The 23,652-nt window shown below is 64.7% G+C and carries 21 protein-coding genes and 1 other RNA gene; 1 reads left to right on the top strand and 21 read right to left on the bottom strand.

Features of this window, described 5'->3' with window-relative positions; translation table 11 throughout:
* Positions 1-19: 19 nt before the first annotated feature.
* From ligD to M2343_RS01525, 16 genes are all read right to left on the bottom strand, one after another.
* Positions 20-2,545: a DNA ligase D gene (gene ligD / locus M2343_RS01600; protein WP_264575341.1), complete on the bottom strand. Its 2,526-nt coding sequence runs from the start codon at positions 2,543-2,545 to the stop codon at positions 20-22.
* Positions 2,545-3,048 carry an MgtC/SapB family protein gene (locus M2343_RS01595; protein ID WP_181560228.1) on the bottom strand — a complete coding sequence of 168 codons (504 nt, stop codon included), beginning with the start codon at positions 3,046-3,048 and terminating at the stop codon, positions 2,545-2,547. The genes ligD and M2343_RS01595 overlap by 1 nt, the downstream gene beginning before the upstream one ends.
* Before the next feature lies 1 nt (position 3,049).
* A complete protein-coding gene (locus M2343_RS01590) occupies positions 3,050-3,985 on the bottom strand; it encodes a Ku protein (protein WP_264575340.1) in 936 nt (311 codons plus the stop codon).
* 315 nt (positions 3,986-4,300) lie between these two features.
* A complete protein-coding gene (locus tag M2343_RS01585) occupies positions 4,301-5,059 on the bottom strand; it encodes a prepilin peptidase (RefSeq protein WP_264575339.1) in 759 nt (252 codons plus the stop codon).
* A 7-nt stretch (positions 5,060-5,066) separates the two neighbouring features.
* Entirely contained in the window at positions 5,067-5,789 is a 723-nt protein-coding gene (gene gspN / locus M2343_RS01580) for a type II secretion system protein N (RefSeq protein ID WP_181560233.1), read from the bottom strand.
* Entirely contained in the window at positions 5,786-6,265 is a 480-nt protein-coding gene (locus tag M2343_RS01575) for a type II secretion system protein M (protein WP_264575338.1), read from the bottom strand. Before M2343_RS01575 ends, gspN begins: the two co-directional genes overlap by 4 nt.
* A complete protein-coding gene (gene gspL / locus M2343_RS01570; RefSeq protein WP_264575337.1) occupies positions 6,265-7,380 on the bottom strand; it encodes a type II secretion system protein GspL in 1,116 nt (371 codons plus the stop codon). Before gspL ends, M2343_RS01575 begins: the two co-directional genes overlap by 1 nt.
* Positions 7,377-8,417: a type II secretion system minor pseudopilin GspK gene (gene gspK, locus M2343_RS01565; protein WP_264575336.1), complete on the bottom strand. Its 1,041-nt coding sequence runs from the start codon at positions 8,415-8,417 to the stop codon at positions 7,377-7,379. Before gspK ends, gspL begins: the two co-directional genes overlap by 4 nt.
* Positions 8,407-9,072 carry a type II secretion system minor pseudopilin GspJ gene (gene gspJ, locus M2343_RS01560; protein WP_264575335.1) on the bottom strand — a complete coding sequence of 222 codons (666 nt, stop codon included), beginning with the start codon at positions 9,070-9,072 and terminating at the stop codon, positions 8,407-8,409. The genes gspK and gspJ overlap by 11 nt, the downstream gene beginning before the upstream one ends.
* Positions 9,065-9,538 (bottom strand): GspH/FimT family pseudopilin, encoded by a 474-nt coding sequence (locus M2343_RS01555; RefSeq protein WP_264575334.1) that lies wholly within the window; start codon positions 9,536-9,538, stop codon positions 9,065-9,067. Before M2343_RS01555 ends, gspJ begins: the two co-directional genes overlap by 8 nt.
* Positions 9,535-9,945, bottom strand: a complete 411-nt coding sequence (gspI, locus tag M2343_RS01550) for a type II secretion system minor pseudopilin GspI (protein WP_264575333.1) — start codon at positions 9,943-9,945, stop codon at positions 9,535-9,537. Before gspI ends, M2343_RS01555 begins: the two co-directional genes overlap by 4 nt.
* A gap of 40 nt (positions 9,946-9,985) precedes the next feature.
* A complete protein-coding gene (gene gspG / locus M2343_RS01545; protein WP_264575332.1) occupies positions 9,986-10,495 on the bottom strand; it encodes a type II secretion system major pseudopilin GspG in 510 nt (169 codons plus the stop codon).
* 3 nt (positions 10,496-10,498) lie between these two features.
* Entirely contained in the window at positions 10,499-11,746 is a 1,248-nt protein-coding gene (gspF, locus tag M2343_RS01540) for a type II secretion system inner membrane protein GspF (RefSeq protein ID WP_264575331.1), read from the bottom strand.
* A gap of 23 nt (positions 11,747-11,769) precedes the next feature.
* Positions 11,770-13,314 (bottom strand): type II secretion system ATPase GspE, encoded by a 1,545-nt coding sequence (gspE, locus tag M2343_RS01535; RefSeq protein ID WP_264577467.1) that lies wholly within the window; start codon positions 13,312-13,314, stop codon positions 11,770-11,772.
* A gap of 59 nt (positions 13,315-13,373) precedes the next feature.
* Positions 13,374-15,566, bottom strand: a complete 2,193-nt coding sequence (gene gspD, locus M2343_RS01530; RefSeq protein WP_264575330.1) for a type II secretion system secretin GspD — start codon at positions 15,564-15,566, stop codon at positions 13,374-13,376.
* Positions 15,563-16,429 (bottom strand): type II secretion system protein N, encoded by an 867-nt coding sequence (locus M2343_RS01525; protein ID WP_264575329.1) that lies wholly within the window; start codon positions 16,427-16,429, stop codon positions 15,563-15,565. The genes gspD and M2343_RS01525 overlap by 4 nt, the downstream gene beginning before the upstream one ends.
* A 201-nt stretch (positions 16,430-16,630) precedes the next feature.
* On the opposite strand from M2343_RS01525, the gene M2343_RS01520 reads away from it, so the two are divergent.
* Positions 16,631-17,257: a prolyl hydroxylase family protein gene (locus tag M2343_RS01520; RefSeq protein WP_264570914.1), complete on the top strand. Its 627-nt coding sequence runs from the start codon at positions 16,631-16,633 to the stop codon at positions 17,255-17,257.
* A gap of 102 nt (positions 17,258-17,359) precedes the next feature.
* On the opposite strand, the gene M2343_RS01515 is transcribed toward M2343_RS01520, so the two are convergent.
* The 5 genes from M2343_RS01515 to M2343_RS01495 all read right to left on the bottom strand — a co-directional run bounded on the left by M2343_RS01515 (position 17,360) and on the right by M2343_RS01495 (position 23,583).
* On the bottom strand, positions 17,360-20,050 hold the full coding sequence (locus M2343_RS01515; RefSeq protein ID WP_264575328.1) for a TonB-dependent receptor domain-containing protein: 2,691 nt from the start codon (positions 20,048-20,050) through the stop codon (positions 17,360-17,362).
* Between the two features lie 87 nt (positions 20,051-20,137).
* The gene (locus tag M2343_RS01510; RefSeq protein WP_264575327.1) at positions 20,138-21,856 is read right to left on the bottom strand and encodes a hypothetical protein; all 1,719 of its coding nucleotides are present in this window, start codon (positions 21,854-21,856) and stop codon (positions 20,138-20,140) included.
* Positions 21,857-22,215: 359 nt separating this feature from the next.
* Entirely contained in the window at positions 22,216-22,572 is a 357-nt protein-coding gene (locus M2343_RS01505) for a tetratricopeptide repeat protein (RefSeq protein ID WP_264575326.1), read from the bottom strand.
* 270 nt (positions 22,573-22,842) lie between these two features.
* Positions 22,843-23,233, bottom strand: a transfer-messenger RNA (tmRNA) gene (gene ssrA, locus M2343_RS01500).
* 89 nt (positions 23,234-23,322) lie between these two features.
* The gene (locus tag M2343_RS01495; protein ID WP_264572283.1) at positions 23,323-23,583 is read right to left on the bottom strand and encodes a hypothetical protein; all 261 of its coding nucleotides are present in this window, start codon (positions 23,581-23,583) and stop codon (positions 23,323-23,325) included.
* Between the last annotated feature and the right edge of the window lie 69 nt (positions 23,584-23,652).

Genomic DNA, 23,652 nt, shown 5'->3' with positions numbered 1-23,652 from the left:
GGCGGTGCGATGCCGAGCATCACAACTCCGGCAAGCTCTGCGCCATCAATCCCCAGCCCCGCAGCGACTTGTCCCGTGACCGCTCGATCAAGGCCTCCGCATCCGCGATGCTGAACGGATGCGCATCCTTCGCATCCTCCAGCTCCTCCCAGCTGATCGGCACCGCAACCGGCGCGCCAGCACGGGCGCGCGCGGAATAGGGCACCACCGCCGTGCCGCCCCGCTGGTTGCGCAGATAATCGATGAAGATGCGCCCCTTGCGCTTGGCCTTGCTCATCGTGGCGACGAAGCGCTCCGGCTCGGCCATGCTCATCGCCTCTGCGAAGCGATGCGAGAAATCCTTGTGCGTGTCCCAATCATGCCCCGGCGTGAGCGGCACGATCACATGCACGCCCTTGCCGCCGGACAGCATGGCGAAGCTGACCAGCCCGATATCCTCCAACCGCCGGCGGATATCCCGGGCCGCGCGGATGATCTCCGAGAAATCCAGCGCCTCATCGGGATCGAGATCGAAGATCATCTTGTCAGGATGCTCGACATCGCTGGCCCGCGCGGCCCAGCCGTGAAACTCGATGGTCCCCATCTGCACGCAGGCGAGCAGGCCCTCGCTATCCTGCACGTAGAGATAATCCTCCGTGCCGCCATCCTTCTCGCGAATGGGCACATGATGCACATGGGCGCCGAACGAACCGCTATCATGCTTCTGGAAAAAGCACTGCTTCGCCCGGCCCTGCGGACAGCGCACAAGGCTGATCGGCCGGTCCGAGACGAAGGGCAGCATGATCGGCGCGATCGCCGCATAATAATCGGCCAGATCGCCCTTGGTCTGCCCGCTCTCGGGGAAAATCGCCCGCTCCCGGTTGGAGATCGGCACTTCGCTTTTCGCCTTGGGTGCGGGCGCTTTCTTTTCGGGCGTCACGGCGGTCGCATCCTTGTCGCTGCGCAGCCCCAGGAAACTGCCATGCCGAACTCGGCCGTCGCCGGTAAATTCCGCAAAGGCCACCTCGGCAACCAGGTCCGGCTTGATCCACTGCGCGCCGCGTGCCTCGCCCCGGGGCACCTCCGCCGCCGGGGTCTTGAGCGCGCGCGTGGCGAAGCGGGCCGCGAGATCGTCCATCGTCGCCGCATCGAAGCCGGTGCCGACCTTGCCCTTATAGACCAGTTCCTCCCCCTCTCGCTGGCCCAGCAGAAGCGAGGCAAACGGGCGCCCCTTGGCGCTGCTGCGGCTCCAGCCGATCAGCACGAACTCCTGCCGCAGCGTACATTTGACCTTGAGCCAGTTGCGGGTCCGCGCGCCGCGATAGGGCGCGTCGATGCGCTTGGAGATAATCCCCTCGCCACCCGCCTTGCACATGGCGGAAAATAGCTTTTCGCCCGCGCCAATGACATGATCGGCAACGTGCAGCGGGGGCTGTGCCGCATGGAGCAGCGATTCCAGCCGCTCCTTACGCTCGATGTTCGAGCTGGCGCGCAGGTCCGTGCCATCCAGGCTCAGCAGATCGAAGGCGAAGAAGCTCAGCGCAGCCTTGCCCTCACCCTTCAACGCGGCCTGCAACGTCGAGAAATCGGGATTGCCGCCCTTACCCAGCGCCACGATCTCGCCGTCAATCAGCGCCGGCGGCAGATCCAGCGCGGCAAGGGCATCGGCAATGGGCTGAAACTTGTCCGTCCAGTCGAGGCCGCTGCGCGTGAAGAGCCGAACATCCGCCCCGTTGACGGCTGCGAGCGCACGATAGCCGTCGAACTTGATCTCGTGCATCCACTCATTGCCCGTTGGCACCGCGTCGACCAGGGTCGCCAGCTGCACGGACTGGAAATCCGGCCGCTTGGCTTTCGACTGAGCTTTCGACGCCCGGCGCTCAGGCGCCGCCGCCTTCTTGGCAGCCTTGTCATTATGCGCAGCGGCGGCCTCCATCGCCTGGGTAAAGGCCTTGCCCTTCTTGCCGGCCAGCGACTGCGCGCCCGCCGTATCCGCCGCGATCTCCGCCATGGTGCGGTCGGTGAGCACGGACGTCAGCGATTGCTCCACCAGAACGTCGCCGGTGCTGGCGAAGGCGTCGTCGATCTTGCGCAGCAGCCAGTTCTCGCGCTTTTCGCCGGGGCGCGGCTTCATGCGCACCAGCAGCCATTCGCCCTTCATCCGCTCGCCTTCCAGCCGGAAATGGAGATGGCCCTTTTCGATGTCCTTGGCGCTCTTGCCTTCCACCGGCGCCCAGCTTCCCTTGTCCCACAGCATCACCGTGCCGCCGCCATATTCACCCTTGGGGATGATCCCCTCGAACGTCGCGTAGGAGAGCGGATGATCCTCCGTCCGTACCGCGAGGCGCTTGTCGTCCGGGTCCACGCTCGGCCCCTTGGTCACCGCCCAGCTCTTGAGCACGCCGTCCACTTCCAGCCGGAAGTCCCAGTGCAGACGGGTCGCGTCATGCTTTTGCACGATGAACAGATTGCCGCCGGGGCTGCGCTCCTGCTTGCCAGCCGGCTCGGGCGTCCGCGTGAAATCGCGCTTGGCGTCATAATCGGCAAGGGGGCTCTTTCTGGGCATCAGCTCTTCTCCTTTTCCTTGTCGGACGCCCTCTCTGCGAGGCGAGGCTCGATCCAGCGCCGCTCCACCAGCCGCAGAAAGGTCAGCATCACCACCGACACGATGCTCGCCACCAAAACCAGCGGCCACTGCGCCGCACCGCACGCAATGCCCACCACGGTCGCCAGCCAGATGTGCGCCGCGGTGGTGAGATTATGGACCTCGCCCTTGCTGAAGACGATGAGGCCTGCCGCGATGATGCCGACGAACGTCCCCGTCGCCTCAAAGATACGCAGCGGATCCATGCCCGACTGGCCGGTCGCAAGCTGGCGATAGAGCGAGATCGAGCTCACCGTCATCACCGCCGCGCTGAAGCAGATGAGCCCATGAGTGCGGAGCCCGGCAGCGTGTCCTCGCAATTCCCGGTCCAGCCCCAGAGCCAATCCCAGCAGGGCCGCGATGCCCAGCCGCAGCATCACCTCCCCATCGACCCAATGCAGCGGCGTTCCGGGGTTGAGATCCATGTCAGGCGCTCTTGCGGCGGCTCGACCGTGATGCGGTTGCCCGGCTTCCCGCCGCCTTCGAGGCCGGAGCCTTTGCGCTCTTGCTGGCGGTTGCCCGGCTCTTGGCGGGCGCGCTCTTGGTTGTGCCGCCCTTCTTGGCAGCCCCACCATCGCCAACCGACTTCTTGAGCGCAGCCATCAGATCGATGACATTGCTGCCGCCGGGCCGGCTCGCCTCCTCGGCATCCTCGAGGATGCGCTTGCCGCCCTTCGCCTTGCGCTTTTTCTCGATCAGCCCCTCGAGCGCCTGGATGTAGCGATCCTGAAATTCGGCCGGGTGGAACGGCGCGCTTTTCTTGTCGATCAGCGCGGTGGCGAGATCGAGCAAATCGGCCTCCGGCTTGGTGTCGCCGATATCGCGGAAGAAGCCCTGTGCCTTCACCACCTCGTCGGCATAGCGCAGCACCTCCATCACCAGCCCGCGCCCGCACGGCTTGATGGAGACCAGCTGCTCCCGCCCGCGCACGGAAAGCTGTCCCAGGCCGACCTTCTTCGCCTGCCGCAAGGCATCGCGCAGGACCACATAGGCTTCCTCGGCCAGATCGTCCGCCGGCACGACGTAATAGGGTTTGTCGTAATAGAGGACGTCGATCTCGCTCGCGTCGACGAACTGGACAAGGTCCAGCGTCTTGCGGCTCTCGATCTTAACGGCCTCGATTTCCTCATCGTCGAGCAGCACATACTGCCCCTTGGAAACCTCAAAGCCCTTCATGATCTCGTCGCGATCAACCGGCCCGACGCCGGGTGCGACCTTCTCATAGCGGATGCGCTTTCCGCTAGGCTCATGGACCTGATGAAAAGCGATCTTGGCGCCCGAGCGTGTGGCGGAAAAGACCTCCACGGGGATTGAAACGAGCGCCAGCTTGATCTGCCCACGCCAATATGCACGCGCTGCCATGAGATACCTCCGGGAATGAACCCCGCGGCGCGGTGGTTGGTTCCCTGCGGGGTCTCAAGAGGCTTGGACAAATTCCGGGATTCGGCGGAAGGCGGATGTTGCGCTCTATTTTTCAAAAGCTGCCTTTCCGGACACGACGCCATTGCGGACCTCCCCTCCGTTCGTCCTGAGTAGCTGCTGAGCCTGTCGAAGCGGCGTATCGAAGGACAAGCCCGTGCGCTGCGATGCTTCGATACGGCTCTTCGATACGCGCCTGCGGCGTACCTCAGACCCTACTCAGCATGAACGGTGAAGTTTGACCCTAACGCATCACCGTCACGGGGCGATGGTCCACGCAAGTCGCGCCGCTAGCGGTGCGGCGAGGCAGAGGAAAGTGCCAAACGGCAAGCGCATGTTCCCGGAGAGCGCGTGCCCCTTCAGACGCAGGATGACAGCCCAGATCAGCCCGCCCATGCTGGCCAGCAACAGCACGACCGGCAGCAGCTGCCAGCCGAGCCACGCGCCGATCGCGCCAAGCAGTTTGGCATCCCCCAAGCCCAGCCCATCACGTCCACGCAGGCGCCGGTAGCTCGTGGCCAGCAGGAACAGGCCGATATAGCCGATGGCGGCGCCGATCATGCGGTCCGCAAAAGGCGCGGGCACCAGCCAGTCGCCGAGCGTGAGGCCCAGCACCGCGAGCGGCAACGTCAAGGCATCGGACAACCAGAAATGGCGCGCATCCAGCACCGCCAGCGCCAGCAAGATCCACAACGCCACCGCGACCAGGGCGGCAGCAGGCAGCGGCAAAGCCCAAGCGCTGAAGCCACCGATGAGGGCTGCACCCAGTTCCATGATCATATGCGCCGGATCGATCCGCGCACCGCAGGTCCGGCAACGGCCGCGCGTCCGCAAGGCGCTGAGCAGTGGAATGAGGTCGATCGCGCCCAATGTCCGCCCGCAGGCATCGCAGGCGGAGCGCCCGCGCATCACCGACCCGCCCCGCGGCCAGCGGGTCACGATGGCGCCGAGAAAACTGCCGGCGATCAGGCCAAGGCCACAGCCCAGCGCCACGCGCAACAGATCGGCCCCCAGCATCGCTTGGTCAGAACCGGCCGACGGTTCGCAGCACCTGCTCGCCATTGACTGCCTGAAAGCCGTTGGCGCCCAGCGCCGCACCGATCAGCGGATCGGTTGTGCGCATGCGCATCGTTGCCTCATAGCTGCCGTCCTGCTTGATCCGCACGAACAGTTGCTCCTGACCGGACTGGCTGACCAGCGGCAGTTCCACTGCATCGCCCGCGCAGCGCACCGCGCCGGCAAGGCCATTGGCGAGGCCCAGCCCGCTCATGATCGCCGGCACGCGCGCGCGCACCCGCCCTTCCGCCTTCGTGCACATGCCGCCGGAGAAGTGGACGGTCATATCCTCGAACTCGACCCGGCTCACCGGCAGCGGCGCCAGCGGTGCGCCGAGCGCGACCGATCCGGTCACATCGTCCACGCCGCGCCGGTTGAGCCCCAGCGTGAAGGCCCCGCTGATATCATCGCGGTCGCCCAGCCGCCGCACGATGTCGATGCGCACGCGGCCCACGAACAACTGGATTGGGCTGAGGAACACATCCACCGTGCCCAGCTGAACACCGCGGATCTGCAACTCCTCGGCGCCACCCCACCAGATCGGCCCGCGCAGGGATCGGGCGGCGACGCCCATGTCCTTGAGGCCGAACAGCGCGAAGGCGGCATAAAGCGGCCATGTCACCAGCAGGGCGATCAGGAAGATCACGCCGAGCATGATGCGCGCCCGCGTCGTCTGGACCATCGCCATCATGGCTGCGTCTCCTGGAACACGGCCTGCACGGAGACGGTGCCTTCTGCCGCGCCGGGGACGATGCTGATCGTCTGGACCGCAACCCCGTCTGCCTCCAGCCGCGCGATCCATTGCAGCAACGGCCCGACGCGCGCCGAGGCGATGTTCACCGACATGCGGCCCTGCCCCTGCTGGTCGGCGCGATCCAGCGTGAAGCCCGCTTCCGCCGCTGTCTGGCCGATGCGTTGATCGACCGCAAGGCGCTCGCCCTGCACGCGCTTTTGCGGTTTCTGGCGCAATTCTGCGACCATGGCCCGCACGGACGCGTAGCGATCCAGCGCGGCGCCCTGCCGCTCCCAGCCGGCCGCCAGCCCATCATTCACCGGGCGCCAGATGCCCAGCCACAGGAAGATCAGCAACGCCACGATGCCCAGCCCCGCCATGAAGCGACGCTCGGCCAGGCTGTGATTGGCCCACCAGGTCCGCAGCCCCTGCATCAGCGCACCACCGTGATATCGGCGACGATCCGCGCGCCGCGCTGCTGCACGGCATTGGCGCTGATCCGCCAGCCGGCCTCCTGAATGGCGATCAGCACCTCATTGATCTCCTCGGCCTGATTGGCGGACAGTTGCACCCGCAGCGCGCCATCGCTGCCCTGATTGATGCTGGTGAGCGTGACATTGGCGTTGACCTGCATGGCGCTCATCAGCCCGGCGACCGTGCCGGTGAACCCGCCGCGCCCGCCCCGCGCGCCGAGCAAGGCGGTCACGCGCGCCTCTGCACCGGCCGCATCGGCCACCGCAGGATCGACACTTTGCGCGATGGCCACGGTCTGCGCGTCCAGTCGGGAGGCCTCCGCATTCAGCCGAACGATGGTGATGAGCGAGACGATGAGGCTGGCCAGCAGAATGAGCCCGAGCATGATGGCCATGCGCCGCCAGCGATCCTTGCCGAACAAGGCCGGCGCGCGGCGAGCGAAGGCGCCCTGCCGCAGATCCAGCGGCGGCGTCGCCAGCGCCAGCAACAGCGCCTCATCGACATTATCAGGTGGCAGACGGGTCAGCGGCGCCTCGCCGATGATGAGCGGCGCGTGCGGCTCGCTGCCATCGAACGCGCTGTCGCGCCCGCGCACCACGTCCGCGCCGCCAATGGGCGCATGGACAAAGCCATCCTCAGGCGCCGGCAGCAGCAAAGCGGAAGGGACGAGACTTGCCTGCGCGATGCCATGCTCTGTCGCCCAGTCCACCCAATGCGTCATGGCGCTGCGGCTGGTGACGGCCACCACATGCGGCGCATCGGGATCGTCATTGGCGGCAACGGCGGCGTGAAGCTGGTCCCCATCGCCAATGCTCGCCTCCAGCGCCATCAGCCGCGCCGCGGCGGCGCCTTGCTTTGGCGTCATGCCGGGGCAGGCGATGAAGTGGAGCGTCGTCACATGCGGCGGGAGCACCAGCATGGCGTGGCCGACGGCGGGCTCGGTCTCGTTCGCCTGTTCGGGCGGAAACCATTCGATGCCGCGTCCGCGCCGCACGATCTGCTCGTCCGCCACCCGATACCAGACCGGGGGCGTGTCGCTCTCGCGCGGCAGAACAATGACATAATCGTGCTTCAACTCTCGTCACCCCATTGGCGGCGCATCAGCCGGGCCGGCTGCGTCTCCGCATCGATCAGCACAATCTCACTCACCTGGTCTCCCCCGAGATCCGCTCGCAACGTCGCTTCGAACCAGCGCGTCCTGGCCACGGTCTGGTTCTTCACATCCTCGGGCAACGCAAGCCTGACAAGCTGCGGGAGAGACCAGAAGGCGTTCACACTGCCATACCCATCCGCAGGGCGCTGCGCCAGCACCTGCCGCGCCTGTTCGAGCCCGAGACTGTCCGGCGCGAGCATGGCCAGCAGCACGGCCTGCCCCGGCAGCAGCGTATTGATGTTGATCGGCGAGAGGCGCGTCGTCGGCAAGGCGCAGACCCACGGGCGGATGCGCTGATAGACCTGCGGCGTCATGGCGTTGACCATCAGCAGCTCGCTCGGATCGGCCATCAATGTGTTGGCCGCGCGATAGGGCGGATCGAACCCCGCATAATAATTGTCCTCCGCGCCGCCATTGCCCGGCTCTGAATCGCTGTCGATCCAGTCGGCGGCGGAAATCGCGATCTGGGTAGCGGCATTCTGATCGACGCCGAGCAAGCGCATCAGCGCCGCGAACTGAGCGATGCCGACCGGCCGGGCAGCGAGCTGCATGGTGGAGGCATCCCCCTCTACCCCGCCCGCCGGCTCCGGCCCCACGACCAGACTGTTAAGATTGAAGCAATTGCCGCGATCCACCAGCTGCACGGTCACCGCGCCGCCGGGCACAGAGATGGTCTGGTCGCGGCCCAGCCAGCCGCCCTGCAAGGTGGTGCGATCCGCGTTCACCGCCACAAGGTCGCTCACCAGATTGGCCACCATCTGCTCGCCGGTGAGCAGATAGGCGCGGCCCTGATCGGCCGAGACAATGTTGCGGGTCATCCGGCTCGCCAATGTGAGGCGGTCCAGCGCAACCGCCGTGACGACAGACAGAATGGCCACGAGTAGCAGCACCGTGAGTAGCGCGGCGCCCCGCTCACGCGTCGGCGTTGCCGTGCGGGCATGAAGGAGGTCAGGGCGCACTGGCAGCCTCCGCCTCTTGAGCCGGCGGCTGATACATCGCCGTGCCGACCGGAAAGCGCAGCGTCACTGGCGCAGCGCTCCGGCGCCCGACTGTGAGTTCAACAACGGTCGGCAGCTCGGTCGGGCGCACGGAGGCCCAGCGGTCCTGCCAGACGCCATTGCGCGCCCGGTAGCGCAGACTGAGCGCCGTCACATGCTCGAACAGCACGGATGGGGCCGGCGGCTGCGCGCCATCGAGCGCCGGGTAGCCGATGCGTTCCAGCCGCCCGTCCCGCCACCAATATTCGATCTTCTGCAAGGTCGGGCGGCGCAATGTGGCAGGATTGCTCCAGCCCGCGCGCACGAACTGGATCAGCGGCTCCTCGCTCTGCGCGGCGCGGCCGAAAAAAGCCGGCGCGAACGTTCCGGCCTCCGTCCGGCTGATCCGCGTCACAGCCTGCGAGAGATCGGCATCCAGCAGGGACACGCCACGCTGCACATCGGCCAGCGCATCGAGATTGCGGCTGATTGCGGCCTGTCCGTCCACGCTGGTGCGCAACAGCACGACACCGGCCGTCGCGAGCATGGCGAAGATCATCACCGCCACCAGCAGCTCGATGAGGGTAAAGCCCTCCTCGCCCGCATGGGCCTGGCCAATGGCGCGCGCGTCAGTCACCGCTGGTTACCTTGCCGTCCATCGTCATGCGCACCGGCAGTTTCTGCCCGTCCCGCTCCAGCGCAAAATCGAGCGGCTGATCGGCCTGCCCCACGCTGTCGAACATCACCCGCAGGCGGGTCTGCTGGCCGAGCGCGGCGCGGGTCTCGCCGGACCAGTCATGCGCCGCGAGCGGCCCTTCCGTGATCGGCTCCCACTGCCCCTGCGCCCGCCGCTCGAAGCCATAAGCGGTGGTGGAGACCCACAAGGCGACCGGGCGGCCGGCAATGATGGCGCTATCCCGCGCGGCGCGCACACGCCCGGCAAAGCGGTCGACATCGCCCGAGACCCGCCCGCGCGGATCGGCCATGGTGAGGACAACCGCGCCCGAGATCAGCCCGATGATCGCGATGACGACCATCAGTTCGACCAGCGTGAAGCCGGCCGTGCCGCGCGTCACAGGCGAGGCCGGTGCCCGCCGCATCATTGCGCCGGCCGCCCGAAGGTGAGGACGGCAGGCGACTGGCCCGGCCCGGCATCCACACGCACCGTCACGATGAGCAGGCGCCCATCTTCCCCCTTGTCGACCCGCTGAATCCACGGCCATTTGCGGCCGCCATTCTCGGCCACGCCGTTGCTCGCGCCCAGCGCCGGGGGCTGCGGATCGGTCATTTTCTCGATCATGAGGTTGCGCGCGACGATCTGCGCCAAGGTGCGGCTGTTGAGATCGACCGAGGTCCGCGCCGAGACGCCTTGCAGGCGCACCAGCGCCAGCGCGGCGAGGCTGAAGATGGCAAGGGCGACCAGCATTTCCAGCAAGGTGAAGCCGGCGGATGCGCACGCGCGGCGCGGCACGGGCAAGCCCTGCCGATGACCGGGCGTGCCCCGCCTCATGCCTCAATCTCCCTGACGGACCGGCGCCGGTGCGCTGCCCTTAAAGATCGCTCGAATAGATGTCGGCATTCTCGCCCTCGCCTCCTGTCTGGCCGTCGGCGCCCAGCGAATAGACGTCGAAGGCGCCGCGACGGCCGGGAGCGGCATATTGATAGGGCTTGCCCCAGGGATCGTTCGGCAGCTTCTTGACGTACCCGCCGACGCGATAGCGCTCCGGCTGCGCCAGGCCCGGCGGCGGCGCGGTGAGCGCATTCAGGCCATCGCTGGTGCTGGGATAAGTGAGGTTATCCAGCCGATACTGCTCCAGCGCCGATTCGATGACGGAGATATCGGCCTTCGCCTTGGCGACATTGCTCGTACCGAGCGCGCCGAACACGTTGATCGCCACGATGGTGCCGAGCAGGCCGATGATGACGATCACCACCAGCAGTTCGATCAGCGTGAAGCCCTGCTCGCTCGGCCGCTGCGGCCCCCGCAGGGCACGTCCGAAGGATCGCGACCGCCGTGCCTTTCGGGGGAGGGAGGAAGCGAGAAAACGCGCGAACTTCATGAATCAGACTCCGGCACCGGTGAGATTCTGCAATTGCATGATCGGCAGCAGAATCGAGAGGATGATGATCGCCACGATACCACCCATGAGGATGATGATCAGCGGCTCCAGCATGGAGAGCGCCGCAGCGGTAAAGCTGTCGAACTCGCGCTCCAGATATTCGGCGGCGCGCTCCAGCATCAGGTCGAGCTGGCCGGCGCTTTCGCCGCTGGCTGCGAGATAGACGAGCAGCGGTGGGAATACATCGGCACGGCGCATCGCAGCGGACAGGCTGCCGCCGCCGCGCACCGACTCCACGATCTCGCTCGTCGCGGCCCGTAACACGCGGTTGTGGATGGTCGGCACGGTGAGCGAGAGGCCTTCCATCACCGGCAGGCGGCTCTGCACCATCGTTGCCAGCGTGCGGGCCATGCGCGCGGCGTGCAGATCGCGCAGCAGCCGGCCGACGAACGGCACGCCAAGCAGCATCGCATCGGCCCGCAAGCGTACATCCTCATTCTTGAGCGCGCGCCAACCGATGAAGCCAAGCGCCACCAGCACGATCAGGATGGCCCACCACCAGCTTGCCAGCAGGTTGGAGATGGCCATCACAATGCGGGTGAGCAGCGGCAGTTGCTGGCCGAGCGTATCGAACTGTTCCACCACCAGCGGCACCACGAAGATCATGAGCGAGATAATGACGATGACCGCGAAGGCCGCGAGCACGGTCGGATAGGCCAGCGCCGTCAGCAGCTTGGAGCGCATGACGGCCTGCCGTTCGAGCAACACCGCCAGCCGCTCGGTGAGCATGGGCAGGCTGCCGGAGCGCTCGCCCGCCGCGATCATCGCGCGATAGAGGCCGGGGAAGCTGCGCGGGTCCATCCCCATCGCCTCTCCCAGCGTGCGCCCCTCGACCACGCCCTGATGGACTCGCGAGACGATCTCGCGCACATGGGGCTTCTCGCTCTGCCGGGTGATCGTGCGCAGCGCTTCTTCCAGCGGCGAGACCTGCGCCAGCGTGGAGAGCTGACGCGTGAACAAGGTGAGGTCCTTGTTTGAGAGCCGATTGCGCTCAAAGCTCAGCAGGCTGCGCGCCGGCCGGGCCTTGCCTTCGGCCTTGGTACCCGAGGAGCCCCGCCCCTCGCCGATGCGCACCACGAACAGCTTCTTCGCCGCCAGCGCGCTGCGCGCATCGGTGGCGGTTTCCGCGCGGATCAGCCCGCGCTTCTCCCGCCCGGCGCCGTCGATGACGACATAGTCGAACTCAGGCATGGCCGCTCTCGGGCATCGCGATTTCAGGCATCGACCGCTTCGTGCCGCGAAATGCGAATCGCTTCTTCCGCGCTCGTCTCGCCGCTCAGCACCAGCGCCCGCGCGGCGGAAACTAGATTGGGGGCATTGAGATAGGCGTGGCGGGCAATGCGCGATTCATCGCCGCCCTCGTTGATCATCCGGCGGATCGTCTCGTCCACGCGAATGGCCTCGAACACGCCGATCCGGCCCTTGTAGCCGCTATTGCCGCACTGGTCGCACCCGCGCGGGCGATAGATTAGCGTACCCTCGTCAATGCCGAGCAGCGCGCTGACCGACTTGTCCGCCGGCACCTGCTCGCGACAGTGCGGGCACAGCCGCCGCACGAGCCGCTGGGCGATGACCGCGCGCAGCGTTGAGGCGAGCAGGAACGGCTCCACCTTCATGTCGCGCATCCGGGTGATCGCGCCCACCGCATCATTGGTGTGGACGGTCGAGAGCACGAGGTGGCCGGTGAGGGAGGCCTGCACGGCGATTTCCGCCGTCTCCCGGTCGCGAATTTCGCCGACCATCACCACATCGGGGTCCTGGCGCAGAATGGCACGCAGGCCGGCAGCAAAGGTGAGGCCGACCTTGGCATTGACCTGCGTCTGGCCGACACCCTCGATGGCATATTCCACCGGGTCTTCGACCGTGAGGATGTTGCGGCTACCGTCATTCAGCTGGCGCAGGCCGGCATAGAGCGTGGTCGTCTTGCCGCTGCCGGTCGGGCCGGTGACGAGGATGATGCCGTTCGGCTCCTCCAGCGCGCGACGGAAGACGCCATCGGCGGTGCCAGTCAGCCCGAGCACATCGAGCGAAATGCCGGCATTCTCCTTGTCGAGAATACGCATGACGACCCGCTCGCCCGCCCGGCTGGGCAAGGTCGAGACGCGCACGTCCAGCAGCTTGCCGCCCAGCGTGAGGCCGATGCGGCCATCCTGCGGCACGCGCCGCTCGGCAATGTCCAGCCGCGCCATCACCTTGATTCGGCTGACGACGACCGGGGCGACATGCGGCGGCATCCGCAGCGTCTCGGTCAGCACCCCATCCATGCGCATCCGCACGACAAGGCCGGTCTCGTAAGGCTCGATATGGATATCGCTGACGCCCTGCCGCGCCGCTTCGGCAAGAATGCCGTTGATCAGGCGGATCGCCGGTGCGTCGTCGCCGCTGTCGAGCAGATCCTCGGCGGTCGGCAGGTCGCCGGCGATGAAATCGAGATCGTCCCCGCCCATGGCAAGCGAGCCGGCCATCGCCGCTGCCGAGCCTTCCATGGCGTAATGGTTGGAGAGATGCTTGTCGAAATCCTGCTGGCTGACGATCGAGACATCGAAGCTGCGGGCAAGATGCCGGCGCACCTCCACCAGCACGCGCGGATCGGCGCCCTCCCGCATCGCGACGGCAAGGCGGGGCTGCGCGGCATCCGCCTCGGCCTTGTCCGCCACCAGCACCACGCCATGCTTGCGTGCGAAGGCATAGGGAATATCGACCGGCAATGTCTCGTGAACCAGCGGCGCGGGTTCGTCAGATGCCTGCACCGGCGGCATCAGTTCAGCCGGCACCGGCAGGGGCGCGCCTTCGGCCTGAGCGGGGCGCTCGGGCTCGCTCATGGCACGTCCGTCGTCTTGACCGCGCCCGGCCGCACGACCTGCTGGGAGCGCACCTCCTGCCCGGTCGCGATCCGCCCGTCGACCACCTGATCGCCAGGCTTCGGCTCGGCGACCGGCGGCGTCGTCCCCAGATATTCGCGCACCAGCTGATCGATGGACGGCTCGACATCCGGGTTGGCGAGCATCTGCTGGCCGCGAATATAGCCATAGCGCTGGGCGGTCATCTTGCGCGCATCGGCGCGGCTGCCGAGAATCGTCGGGCGGATGAAGACCATCAGGTTGGTCTTGGCCTTCGCCCGGCTGCGCGACTTGAACAGCTCACCGATCAGCGGAATATCCCCCAGCAGCGGGATCTTCTCGATCGTCCGGCGCTCATTCTCGTCGAGCAGGCCGCCGATGGCGAGGATATCGCCATTATCGACCAGAACCGTCGTCTCGAACTCGCGCTTGTTGATGATGAGATCGCTGCTGTTGTTGGAGACCGGCCCGGCGACGCTGCTGACCTCCTGCTTGATGAACAGCTTGATCGTCCCTTCCGAGCTGATCTGCGGCGTCACGTCGAGCATGATGCCGACATTCTGCCGCTGCACGGTGCGGAACTTGTTATCGAAATTGGGGCTGAGCGCCTCGCCCGTCGCAACCGGCACTTCCTGCCCGACGAGCATCTTGGCCTGCTGGTTATCGAGCGTGGTGATGTGCGGCGTCGAGAGGATGTTGCTCTCGGTATCCGACTGAACCGCGTTGATGATCGCGCCGAACACGCCGTTGCTGCCCAGTTCCGTCGCGATGCCGCCAAAGCCGCCGCGCGCCGCCGCCAGCGAATCGACGGCCGCGCTCTGCAGCTGATTGGCAAGGCCGCTATTCTCGGTCGTCGTGGTCGTGGTGCGCGTGCCGTCCGGCGCCACCACCACCGTTTCCGTCTGGCTCAGATTTCGGGCGGCAAGCGCGCCGGCCAGCGTCAGGATGTTCGGGCTGGCATTGGAATAGTTCGTCGCGGCAAAGCCGGTCGACGTGCTGCCGACAAGGAACTGCACCCCGAGCTGCCGCGCGGCATTGTCGCCGATCTCGACGATGATCGCTTCGACCAGCACCTGATCGCGGCGAGTATCGAGCTGACGGATCACTTCGCCCAGCATCCGCTGCGTGTCGCCATTGGCGGCGACGATCACCGCATTGGCGCCCTCATAGCGGGTCACGACCGCGGGGCCGCGCCCGATACCGCTTCCGCTGGCCGCCGTGGCCGCAGCGGGGGTCGAGACCGGCGCTGCGGGCGCCGCCGGCGCGCTCCCAGCCGCAGCCGGCGTGCTCGACCGCGTGGGCGCCGAGGGCGTCTCCGAAACCACCCCGGCCTGACCCAGCAACTGCTGGAGTACCGGCAGCATCTTGTCCGCATCGGCATGCTGCAGCCAATAGACGCGAATTTCCGTGCCGGAGGCGGCGCGCGAATCGATATCCCGCACCATCGCGGCGAGGCGCTGCACGGTCGTCGCGTCACCGCGCAGGGCGATGCTGTTGGAACTGTCGATCGCGACGATAGTCGCGCGGGACGGCGCGCCCTCCTCGCCCGCAAGCAGCCCTTGCAGCGACGTGGCGATCTCGCGCGCGCCGGCATTTTTCAGCGTGATGAGCTGCGTGGTCGATCCGTCCGTATCCACCTGCGCGAGCACCTGGCGGATGCGCCGGATATTGTCGGCATAATCCGCGACCACAATGGAGCGGCCGGAGCGGTTGGCGGTGATCGAGCCATCGCGGCTCACCAGCGGGCGGAGCGTTTCCAACGCCGATTGCGCGTCGATGGAACGCAGGCGGATGACTTCCGTCACGAACTGGTTGCTGTTGGCCGCCCGGCCCACCTGCCCCGGCTGGCCCGCCGCGCCCTCGACCGGCTGGATGCGGAAGGCGCCGCCCGCCGCAGGCACGGCAACCAGCCCGTTGGCGCGCAGAGTCGAGAGGAAAATCTCGAAATATTCAGAGCGCGACAGCGGCCGATCCGTCACGACCGAAACCTTGCCCTGCACCCGATTGTCGATGATGAATGTGCGACCGGTCACCCGCGCCGCATCCTGAATGAAGGCGCGCACATCGGCATCCCGCACATTCAGCGTCAACTGGCCGACCGCCGGCACGGCGAGCAGCAGCGCGATCATAGCGCTGCCGGCGAAACGGCGGAATTTGGGAAGCAGGGTCATTGGCGTTCCGGGAGATTGAGTGAGATGGGCACGGTGGAGGCACCGCGCTCGACCATGAGGGACAGGCGCGCACCGGGCCGGAGCGCCGCCTGCAACTGGGCGATGTCGCCCATTGATGTTACGGGCCGCCCGTTGATCTGCACGATGATATCGCCGGGCCGGAAGCCGACCTGTGACAGTGCGCCGCTATCGCTGCCGGCGTTGAGGACAATGCCGGTAACCTTCCCGTCCTGATTGCGCGGCGCCATGTTGACCGCCTTCATCACCGAGTCGGGCGTCAACGCCGCGGCAGGGGCCTGCGGACCGGCGCCGGTCACCATCTCCGGCGGCATGGCAGGGCCGCCCTCGGCCGGCGGCGCGGGCACCACGGGCGCGTCGCCACCGGACTGATCGATGTAGAGCGTCTCGCCGACACCGCCGCGCTCGATGACGACATGATCGAACTGCACGGCCTTGAGGATGATGCCCGGGGCGATCTGATCGCCCACCGCATAGCTGGCCTGCTCGCCCGCTTCATTGGCGATGATCGCCGAACCCTGGCCCGACGCCTCGTTGAGACGGATGCCGAACAGGCGGAACGGCAGGGACGTGACTTGCTGCACGCCACCGCCCGCGCTCGCGCCGGTGCGGAAGAACGGATCGAAGCCGGCGAACAGGGCGCTCCGCGCATCCGCGGAGACGAGCACGGGCTCACGCGCGCGCCAGTCGCCGAACAGGCCAACCGGCGTGCCGAGCGCCCAGAGCAGCCGGGCGATCTGAATAATGAGGACGACGAGCAGCACCGCCTCGATCCATTGACCGAGGCTGGAAGAACCGGCGGGCCGGCCCTGTCGCGCGCGCCGAATGAGATCGGTCCACCGCATCCTAGATTTGATGCCCTCCAGCAAAGCAAGCGCTGCCTATGCGCGGTGTATGACTGATCCGTTTCACCATGGTTACCAAAAAATGACAACCGACGCTGAGATGCGCTGAATGGCCGGTCGGACGCCGTCTACCCCGCAAAAATAATCGCCGTGGAGCGGTTGATCCAGCTCCGCTCCCGTTGCTAGACGCACCGTTCAGCCATGTCGATGCTCGACGCACCTCTTCTTGCCGGTCAGCCGGGCATTCAGCGCCTCCCTCGGCGCGACCTCACGCTGTTCGTGAAGAAGGGTTTTCTCGATTCGGACGAATGCGCAGGGCTGATCGATCGCATCGAAGCCAACCGCCGGCCTTCCACCATCGCCGATGATCTCGGCTACGAAGCCTTCCGCACCAGCGAGACCTGCGATCTGGAGGATAGCGACCCCTTCGTCGCCGCGATCAACGCCAAGCTCGCGGCCTATAGCGGCATCGATCCCGCGCAGGGCGAACAGTTGCAGGGGCAGCGCTACGCCGTGGGTCAGGAATTCAAGGCGCACACCGATTATTTCGAGCCGGGCGGCATGGATTTTGAGCGCTATTGCGGTCGCTCGGGCAACCGCACCTGGACGTTGATGGTCTATCTCAACCAGCCCGCCGCCGGCGGCGCCACGCGCTTCACCCAGGTCGACAAGATGATCCAGCCGGAAACCGGCAAGCTGGTCGCCTGGAACAATCGCCTGCCGGACGGGACAATGAACCCGGCCACCATCCATCACGGCATGAAGGTGCGCTCGGGCGTGAAGTACATCATCACGAAGTGGTATCGCGAGCGGCTTTGGGCGGGGTAAGCCATGTGGTCACGATAGCCAGCATATTCGACACAATGAAAGCGCCCGACCTTTCCTTGGTCGGGCGCTTTCTGGGTCTTTAGTGCGGCTTCCCGCAGTGGATCAGAATTTCAGCGACGCTGAGAGACTGAAGGTCGTACCGATATTGTAGAAATTATAGTAGACGCGCCGGTCGCCCAATTCCTGATATTCGCGATACTTGTTGTACAGGATGTTGCGGACCTCTGCCTTGAGGTCGACCTCGCGGTTTCCGATCAGCACGCCCTCTCTCCAGACGAAGTCGAGATTAAAGCCAGGATGCTCGAACACGTCCGGCTGAACGCCAGACACGCCCCGGCTGGTCACCCGCTTGCTGGCGTAGGAGAGGATGAATGTCTGTTGCGACAACCGGTCCGTATTCTCCATGCCGAGCTGGAAATTGACGATGTGATCGGACTGTCCGGTCAGCGAGGAACCGTCCTTGAAATAGGCAGTTGCAGCAGTCACGACGCCGTTGGCCCCAATGGTGGTATCGCCGCTCGCAACCTTCAGCTTGGACTTGGTGTAAGTGTAGTTCGCAATCGTCACCAAACGGCGGGCCGCGAACATATCGCCAGCAAACCAGTCGGACATGTTGAAATATTTCTGCACGTCAACTTCAACACCGTACAGACTTGCCTTCGGCGCATTGGCGAAGAAAGTCGACGCGCTGTTTCCGGATGAGTCGAGCGATAGATACGCCTCGATCGGCCGATCGATCGTCTTGTAGAACCCGGCGACGGACAGCCGCTGGTCGCGATCGAAATACCATTCGTACCGGCCCTCGAAGTTGGTCAGTTTACTGTCCGTGAGGAATGGATTGCCCGTATAGGTCCGGTTGGTTTCGGGGTCGAAATAAGGCTGAAGCACCAGCTCGCGGAACTGGGGCCGTGCGATGGTCTTGGAGGCATTGAAGCGCAGCTGCATGGCCGGCTGGAACTCCCAGGTCACCGTTCCGGCCGGAAGCCAGTAGTCATTCTTCAGGGCAGTGCGGAACACCGAAGCGTCCGAGAGGAAGACCTGAATACGCTGGGTGCGCTGGAACGCCCTTTCAAAGCGGACGCCAGCATCGACGGTAAGGCCCGGTATCAACTGCCAGTTGATCTTGCCGTAACCGGCGTGATTCTTGAGGCGAGCGCTCCAAGCCGGGTTCGGCTCGACCTCGTTCGCTTCGATGCCATAGGGATTGATCGCACCACCCGGTCCGACGGCATTGATGACGCCCGGCGAAAACAGGATATCGGGCCGCAATAGCAGAACACCCGTCGGCGTTGAATTGTCAGCGTTCAACTGGAATTCGCGGCGGACGGTAGTACGGCGCGTCACCTGATAATAATAGCCGGCGCCCAGACTGATGTCCGGGGTAAGCTTGTAGGTGACGTCACCCCCTGCTGCCCACAAATCCTCATTCAGGTCCGAGAAGGCAACGCGTGGGCGATTACCCACATTGCCGGTCAGGCTGATCTGATAGAGGTTGCCATAGGGATCCTCACTGTTACCCGTTCGAAAATACTCGAAACTCGTCTCGGCCGGCGCTTCGCGCTGAGAATTGGCGTAACTGGCACGCAGATCAACACTGAGCCCATCGAACGGCTTGAACTCTCCGACCACCTGTGTGTCGATGAGTTGGCGCTCGTACCAGGCGGTGTCCTGCACCTGGAATGTGGCCCCCTGGGACCGGGTGCCGATTCCGATGCGCGTGCTTTTCAGCGTATCGCGAATGTATAGTGCAGTCGTCCGGATCTTGTTGTCGCCAAATTCCAGGCCAACGCCCAGAAGGCCGTTTGCGACGCTGCGATCCGTCGTCGTCACCCGCTCAAAATTCGAGTTCAGGAACCCGAGATCGTCCTGGCTCGAGAACTGCTGGATGGCGTCGCGGGTCTGCCACTTGTTGCTGAACCCGGCAGTGGCGATCAAGCCGAGCGCTGCGTCGCTGCCCAGCTCGAAGGACGTGCCGGCGGACAGGCTGCCCGAGAAGTTGGGCGGAATTGTGCCGTCGCGCTGTGCGATCGACAGGCTTGGCGTCACCAGCGACCCAGCGAGGGTTCTGTTCTGTTCATTGGTGATCTGACTAGTCGTGAGACCGGTCGCATAATAAGCCGCAAGGCCCGCCGGCGTGTTGCGCGTGCCATTGTCGAAGCCCGTCCAGTCGGTCTTCGACCCATAATAGGTGTAACCATTGATGCCGGTCGTTTCCGAATGAAAGCTGCCGCCGATCGTCGCGGTGAGGAAACTCTCCTGCGGCACCACGCTGGTGGTAAGATTGACCACACCGCCGCCAAACTCGCCGGGGAAGTTCACCGAGTAGCTCTTCTGGACGAGCGAGGACGAGACGATGTTGGTGGGGAATAGATCGAGGGGAATTGAGCGCTTGAGAGGCTCGGGGCTGGGTAGCGGCAGGCCGTTGAGCAAAGCGAGCGAATAGCGGTCGCCAAGCCCGCGCACATACACAAAGCCATTGCCCACAACGCTCAGGCCCGTGACACGGCCCAACGCGCCGGCGATGTTGCCTTCGCCGGTCCGGGCGATGTCCGCTGTCGAAAGAACCGAGACAACGGCCGGCGCAGCCTGCTGAACATTCGCATTGCGACGGCCCGTGACAACAATATCCCCGCCTGGGATGGAAATGTCCGGAGCAGCCTGCTCCTGGCCGTCAGCAGCAGGAGCCGTATTGTCGCTTTCCTGAACCGCCTTGGCTTCCTGAGCGATCGCTGCAGGGGCAACGAACGCCGTGGATAGAAGCAGCAAGACCCCGAACTTGAGCGGCGTCGCCATGGAATATCCCCTAAATATAATCGGTGTCACGGCGGGGTGCGACGATCAGCGCCGCACCCCGCTCAACAGTGAGGTTCGGGCAACCGATCAGGTGGTCGGAAGCGAGCTGCAGTTCCGGTTCGTATTGCTCGTATCGTCGAACTGCGCGTAGCTGGAGTTGCAGGTCCAGCCCTTGTACCACGTGTCGTTCGCGTCCTTGACGGCGCCGACATAAGTCGTGCTGTCAAAGAAGTCGCGGAAGTCCGTGCTCAGGCCGGCGATCGTCTTGGGATCGGTTCCCGCGACTGCGTTTTCTGCGGCACCGTTGATAAATAGGCTAGTCAGCGACGACGTATAGGCGTCGTTATTGCCGTTGGACCCGGCGCCAAAAGCCAGAGCCACGTCCGCAGCCGTATAGCGGGCGGCGTTCGAGTCAGAGCTCTTGTTGCCCAGGAATTTGGCGCTGTTGCACTGGAGCAGGACCGAATAGGCCTTGAGAGTGGCACGATCCGCCGTCGAGCCTGACCCGTTCAGACGGATACATTCGTTATTCGGCGTCACCATGACGCCGTTGACCAGCGTCGTATCCGAGTTGCCGCGGAACAGCGACGAAGCCAGATCGTTGGCTTCGTTGTTGGTGCTGGATTGCGACTGAAGGGCTGTGAAGTTCGCGACGTATAGCTTCGAGCGCGGTGCGTCGGTCTCTTTGCCATCACTGTCGATCTCGAACAGTGCATCACCCTGGCCCGGACGCTGGATCAGCATGACATGCTGGAAAGCGCCTTGCGCACCCGTGTCCAGATCGAGGCTGTCGTCGTCGGCGCCGGTTGCGATATAGTGCTTGAACTTCACTACACCGCCGAAGAACTCAGCGCCATCGTCCGAACTGTTGTGCGATTGGATGTAATCAAGCTTGGTCCCGCTACCGATGCCTTCGGTCGTGAGCGCCTGCAGTTCGGTGTTTCCGCTGAGGATAAAGCCAGAGAAGCGAATCTGGACATATTTCATGGACCCCGCATTGTAGGTCGGGTCATTGCCGCCAAACCGCGCGGGGTTCACCGAACCCTCGGTGTTGCGCTCGCAATCGACGCCCACGGTGCCGAAGTTGCAGTCGGTGACCGGCGCGCGACCCATCAAGATCACGCCACCCCAGTGACCGATCGATGTGTCGGTTTCCTGACCGAGCACGTTGTCGCGGCTGGTGAAAATGATGGGTGACGTCTGCGTGCCCTCGGCGACCAACTTGTTACCACGGTTGACCGCAAGGAAAGCCGCGCCTTGGCCCATGACAATTACGCCCGGCTGAATGGTCAGTGTAACGTTGGTGTCTGCAATCAGTTGGCCCGACCCGTTAGCGACTGAGCTCTGCAGGCCCAGGCCCGCGATCTCGCTTGCGCGACAGCCGACCGTGGTACTTTCGCGGGGCGAGCCAGAACTTGGCGCGGAGAAACCGCCGTCGCAGCCGACATCCACGCGGCCGTTGTTGATGGCCGGGTTAAGATAATAAACGAGACCGGGAATCTTCTCCAACGTCAGGTTACGGCTGATGACGCCGGGCAGCGAACAGACGCGCCACGTTCCGGTCGGTCCGGAGATCGTACCCGAGTCAGTCAGCTGGGTGGGATTGTTGATCGTCGGACAGCCGAGCGCCGCGGTGACCGAGTTGGTCGGCGTCGGTGTAGGAGTCGGCGTGGGGGTGGGCGTTGGATTGTTGATCACGATACCGCCCGTACCCGGGGATGCGATCTCGCTCGCACCGCAACCGGCGAGCAGCGGCAGGGCCGCGCCTGCCAGCATGAAGTTGATAGTCCGATTGATCAGTTTCATCGTCGTCTCCGCTGCCGGATGTTCCGGATTTCGATTGCAGGACGGCCAACGGGAGTAGCGACTCTGTGAAGTCCCCCTTGCGCCCTCGGCGCGGCAGCTAGGCGATGAGTGTGACAGCGGGATGCAATCCCCGCGTCATTCGCGTGACGAATTCATGTCAGTTTTGTTGCAGGGCTTGGAGATCGGCGGACCGCAAGGGTTTTGGACGCGAACATCCGCCCAGCTTTCGGAAGCGGGAGGATGTATGGCATTGCAACTGCCGCTGGCTGGCTCGCCGCTCCCCTCTATAGAAAAAGGTGCGCAAGACCTGCGTCCGCGCACCTTCTCGTGATGATGTCCGGCCGGGAGCCGGATCGGCCTCAGTGCTGATCGAGGCGCGCCAGCAGGGTGCGGGCGACGGCGTGGCTCGAATAGCTGGCGCCATCGGCCAGATCGAGCTGCTCGGCGGGCAGCGACTGAACGCGCATAAGCGCCTCGCGCGCCTCGGCCTTGCGCTGCGTGCGCGCATAGACCGTCGCGATGTTGATGAGCCGCGCGGGATCGGCAGCATCGGTCATGCTGGCCGGCTGCAACAGGCGCTCGGCTTCATCCAGTTTTCCGGCAGAAATGGCGGTGGCGGCATAGCTGCCCGTGGCACCGCCGGTCTGGGCGATCGCGCCTGTGCAGCCCAGTGCCGCGAGCGCGGCGCCTCCTGCAATCAAAATCTTGAAATTCATGACAATTCCTCTCGTATCTTTTGAAATCTGACCGAGAGTATTTCAGTTTTATGACTCGCTATCAATATTCGAACAAAAATTTTTAAATTCATAAAATCATAAGGATAGTCATGATTTTTCGTGTGTACGTACGAGAGGAGCATTTTGTCATAATTCTGTAATATTCATGATTCTGCGCTTCGCAGCAACGTTCAGGGCGCGAAACGCCAGAGCCGCGAAGCAGCGCCCCACAGAAGTCGGGTCTTCAAAAGCTGTGCGAGAAAGGCATCAGGTGGGGAGCTTCTGTTGCCCGGCGCTCCCCGTGCCGCTGGAATCCGATTCTGTTGCCCGGTTCGGTCCAACCGCGTTCTGTTAGGGTAATGTCAGGCCGTGAGGCCCTCAATTACGCTGCAAGAGCAAGTGCTTCGTTATCGTTGGCACTTATGGGTTTTGAGCCTTGAACGGGTTACTCAGCCCGGGCAAAAACAGCGTTTTTCAACACACGTCGATCCTAGTTCGGCCCCGTCAGGAACAGTTCTTCCTGAAAGGAAGAGCCACTTCTGGTGGAGCCGCCGGGTACCGCCCCCGGGTCCGCTGCGCCTATTACACGCCGCAGTTTATCGCCATAGCCGGACAAGCCGGCAGATCCTCATATAGGGATCAATTCGCGGTTGAGAAGCCCGCAGACGCAAACAGCCCGGCATAATCCCTGTGGACTATGCCGGGCCGGTCGAACCAAACGCTCAGCGAGCGTTTAGATCAATTGGTAATTCACTTGGCCGCGTCGATCGCGTCAGCCTTCTCGTCGCCCATGTTCCGCACGGCATCCGCACGATTTTCAAGACGATCCACGGCGTTTTCCGCGCGGTCTTCAGCAGCGCCGTTCATGTGGTCGCTCGCCTGCTCAAGCTGGTCAGCCTGGTTGTCAATCGCGTCCGCCCGGTTGTCATAGGCATCTTCGACGTTCTGCGCTTCCTTGGAATCGCATGCGGCCAGCGTCAGGGCTACGCCTGCAGCGGCAAGGATCATCATGGGTTTCACGCGTCTGTCTCCTGTTAGGTCCCGCCATCTGTCACGAGACTGCAAACAAAACCCCCGCAG

The organism is Sphingobium sp. B8D3B (assembly GCF_025961875.1).
GTDB lineage: Bacteria > Pseudomonadota > Alphaproteobacteria > Sphingomonadales > Sphingomonadaceae > Sphingobium.
The sequence above is the reverse complement of the archived record's forward strand: the minus strand, read 5'-3'. Positions and strand labels throughout refer to the sequence as shown.

Excerpts from the sequence above, each read along its gene's own strand:
- ligD (WP_264575341.1), bottom strand. The coding sequence starts at position 2,545 with ATGCCCAGAAAGAGCCCCCTTGCCGATTATGACGCCAAGCGCGATTTC.
- M2343_RS01595 (WP_181560228.1), bottom strand. The coding sequence starts at position 3,048 with ATGGATCTCAACCCCGGAACGCCGCTGCATTGGGTCGATGGGGAGGTG.
- M2343_RS01590 (WP_264575340.1), bottom strand. The coding sequence starts at position 3,985 with ATGGCAGCGCGTGCATATTGGCGTGGGCAGATCAAGCTGGCGCTCGTT.
- M2343_RS01585 (WP_264575339.1), bottom strand. The coding sequence starts at position 5,059 with ATGCTGGGGGCCGATCTGTTGCGCGTGGCGCTGGGCTGTGGCCTTGGC.
- gspN (WP_181560233.1), bottom strand. The coding sequence starts at position 5,789 with ATGATGGCGATGGTCCAGACGACGCGGGCGCGCATCATGCTCGGCGTG.
- M2343_RS01575 (WP_264575338.1), bottom strand. The coding sequence starts at position 6,265 with ATGCAGGGGCTGCGGACCTGGTGGGCCAATCACAGCCTGGCCGAGCGT.
- M2343_RS01555 (WP_264575334.1), bottom strand. The coding sequence starts at position 9,538 with ATGATGCGGCGGGCACCGGCCTCGCCTGTGACGCGCGGCACGGCCGGC.
- gspI (WP_264575333.1), bottom strand. The coding sequence starts at position 9,945 with ATGAGGCGGGGCACGCCCGGTCATCGGCAGGGCTTGCCCGTGCCGCGC.
- gspG (WP_264575332.1), bottom strand. The coding sequence starts at position 10,495 with ATGAAGTTCGCGCGTTTTCTCGCTTCCTCCCTCCCCCGAAAGGCACGG.
- gspF (WP_264575331.1), bottom strand. The coding sequence starts at position 11,746 with ATGCCTGAGTTCGACTATGTCGTCATCGACGGCGCCGGGCGGGAGAAG.
- gspE (WP_264577467.1), bottom strand. The coding sequence starts at position 13,314 with ATGCCGCCGGTGCAGGCATCTGACGAACCCGCGCCGCTGGTTCACGAG.
- gspD (WP_264575330.1), bottom strand. The coding sequence starts at position 15,566 with ATGACCCTGCTTCCCAAATTCCGCCGTTTCGCCGGCAGCGCTATGATC.
- M2343_RS01525 (WP_264575329.1), bottom strand. The coding sequence starts at position 16,429 with ATGCGGTGGACCGATCTCATTCGGCGCGCGCGACAGGGCCGGCCCGCC.
- M2343_RS01520 (WP_264570914.1), top strand. The coding sequence starts at position 16,631 with ATGTCGATGCTCGACGCACCTCTTCTTGCCGGTCAGCCGGGCATTCAG.
- M2343_RS01515 (WP_264575328.1), bottom strand. The coding sequence starts at position 20,050 with ATGGCGACGCCGCTCAAGTTCGGGGTCTTGCTGCTTCTATCCACGGCG.
- M2343_RS01510 (WP_264575327.1), bottom strand. The coding sequence starts at position 21,856 with ATGAAACTGATCAATCGGACTATCAACTTCATGCTGGCAGGCGCGGCC.
- M2343_RS01505 (WP_264575326.1), bottom strand. The coding sequence starts at position 22,572 with ATGAATTTCAAGATTTTGATTGCAGGAGGCGCCGCGCTCGCGGCACTG.
- M2343_RS01495 (WP_264572283.1), bottom strand. The coding sequence starts at position 23,583 with ATGATGATCCTTGCCGCTGCAGGCGTAGCCCTGACGCTGGCCGCATGC.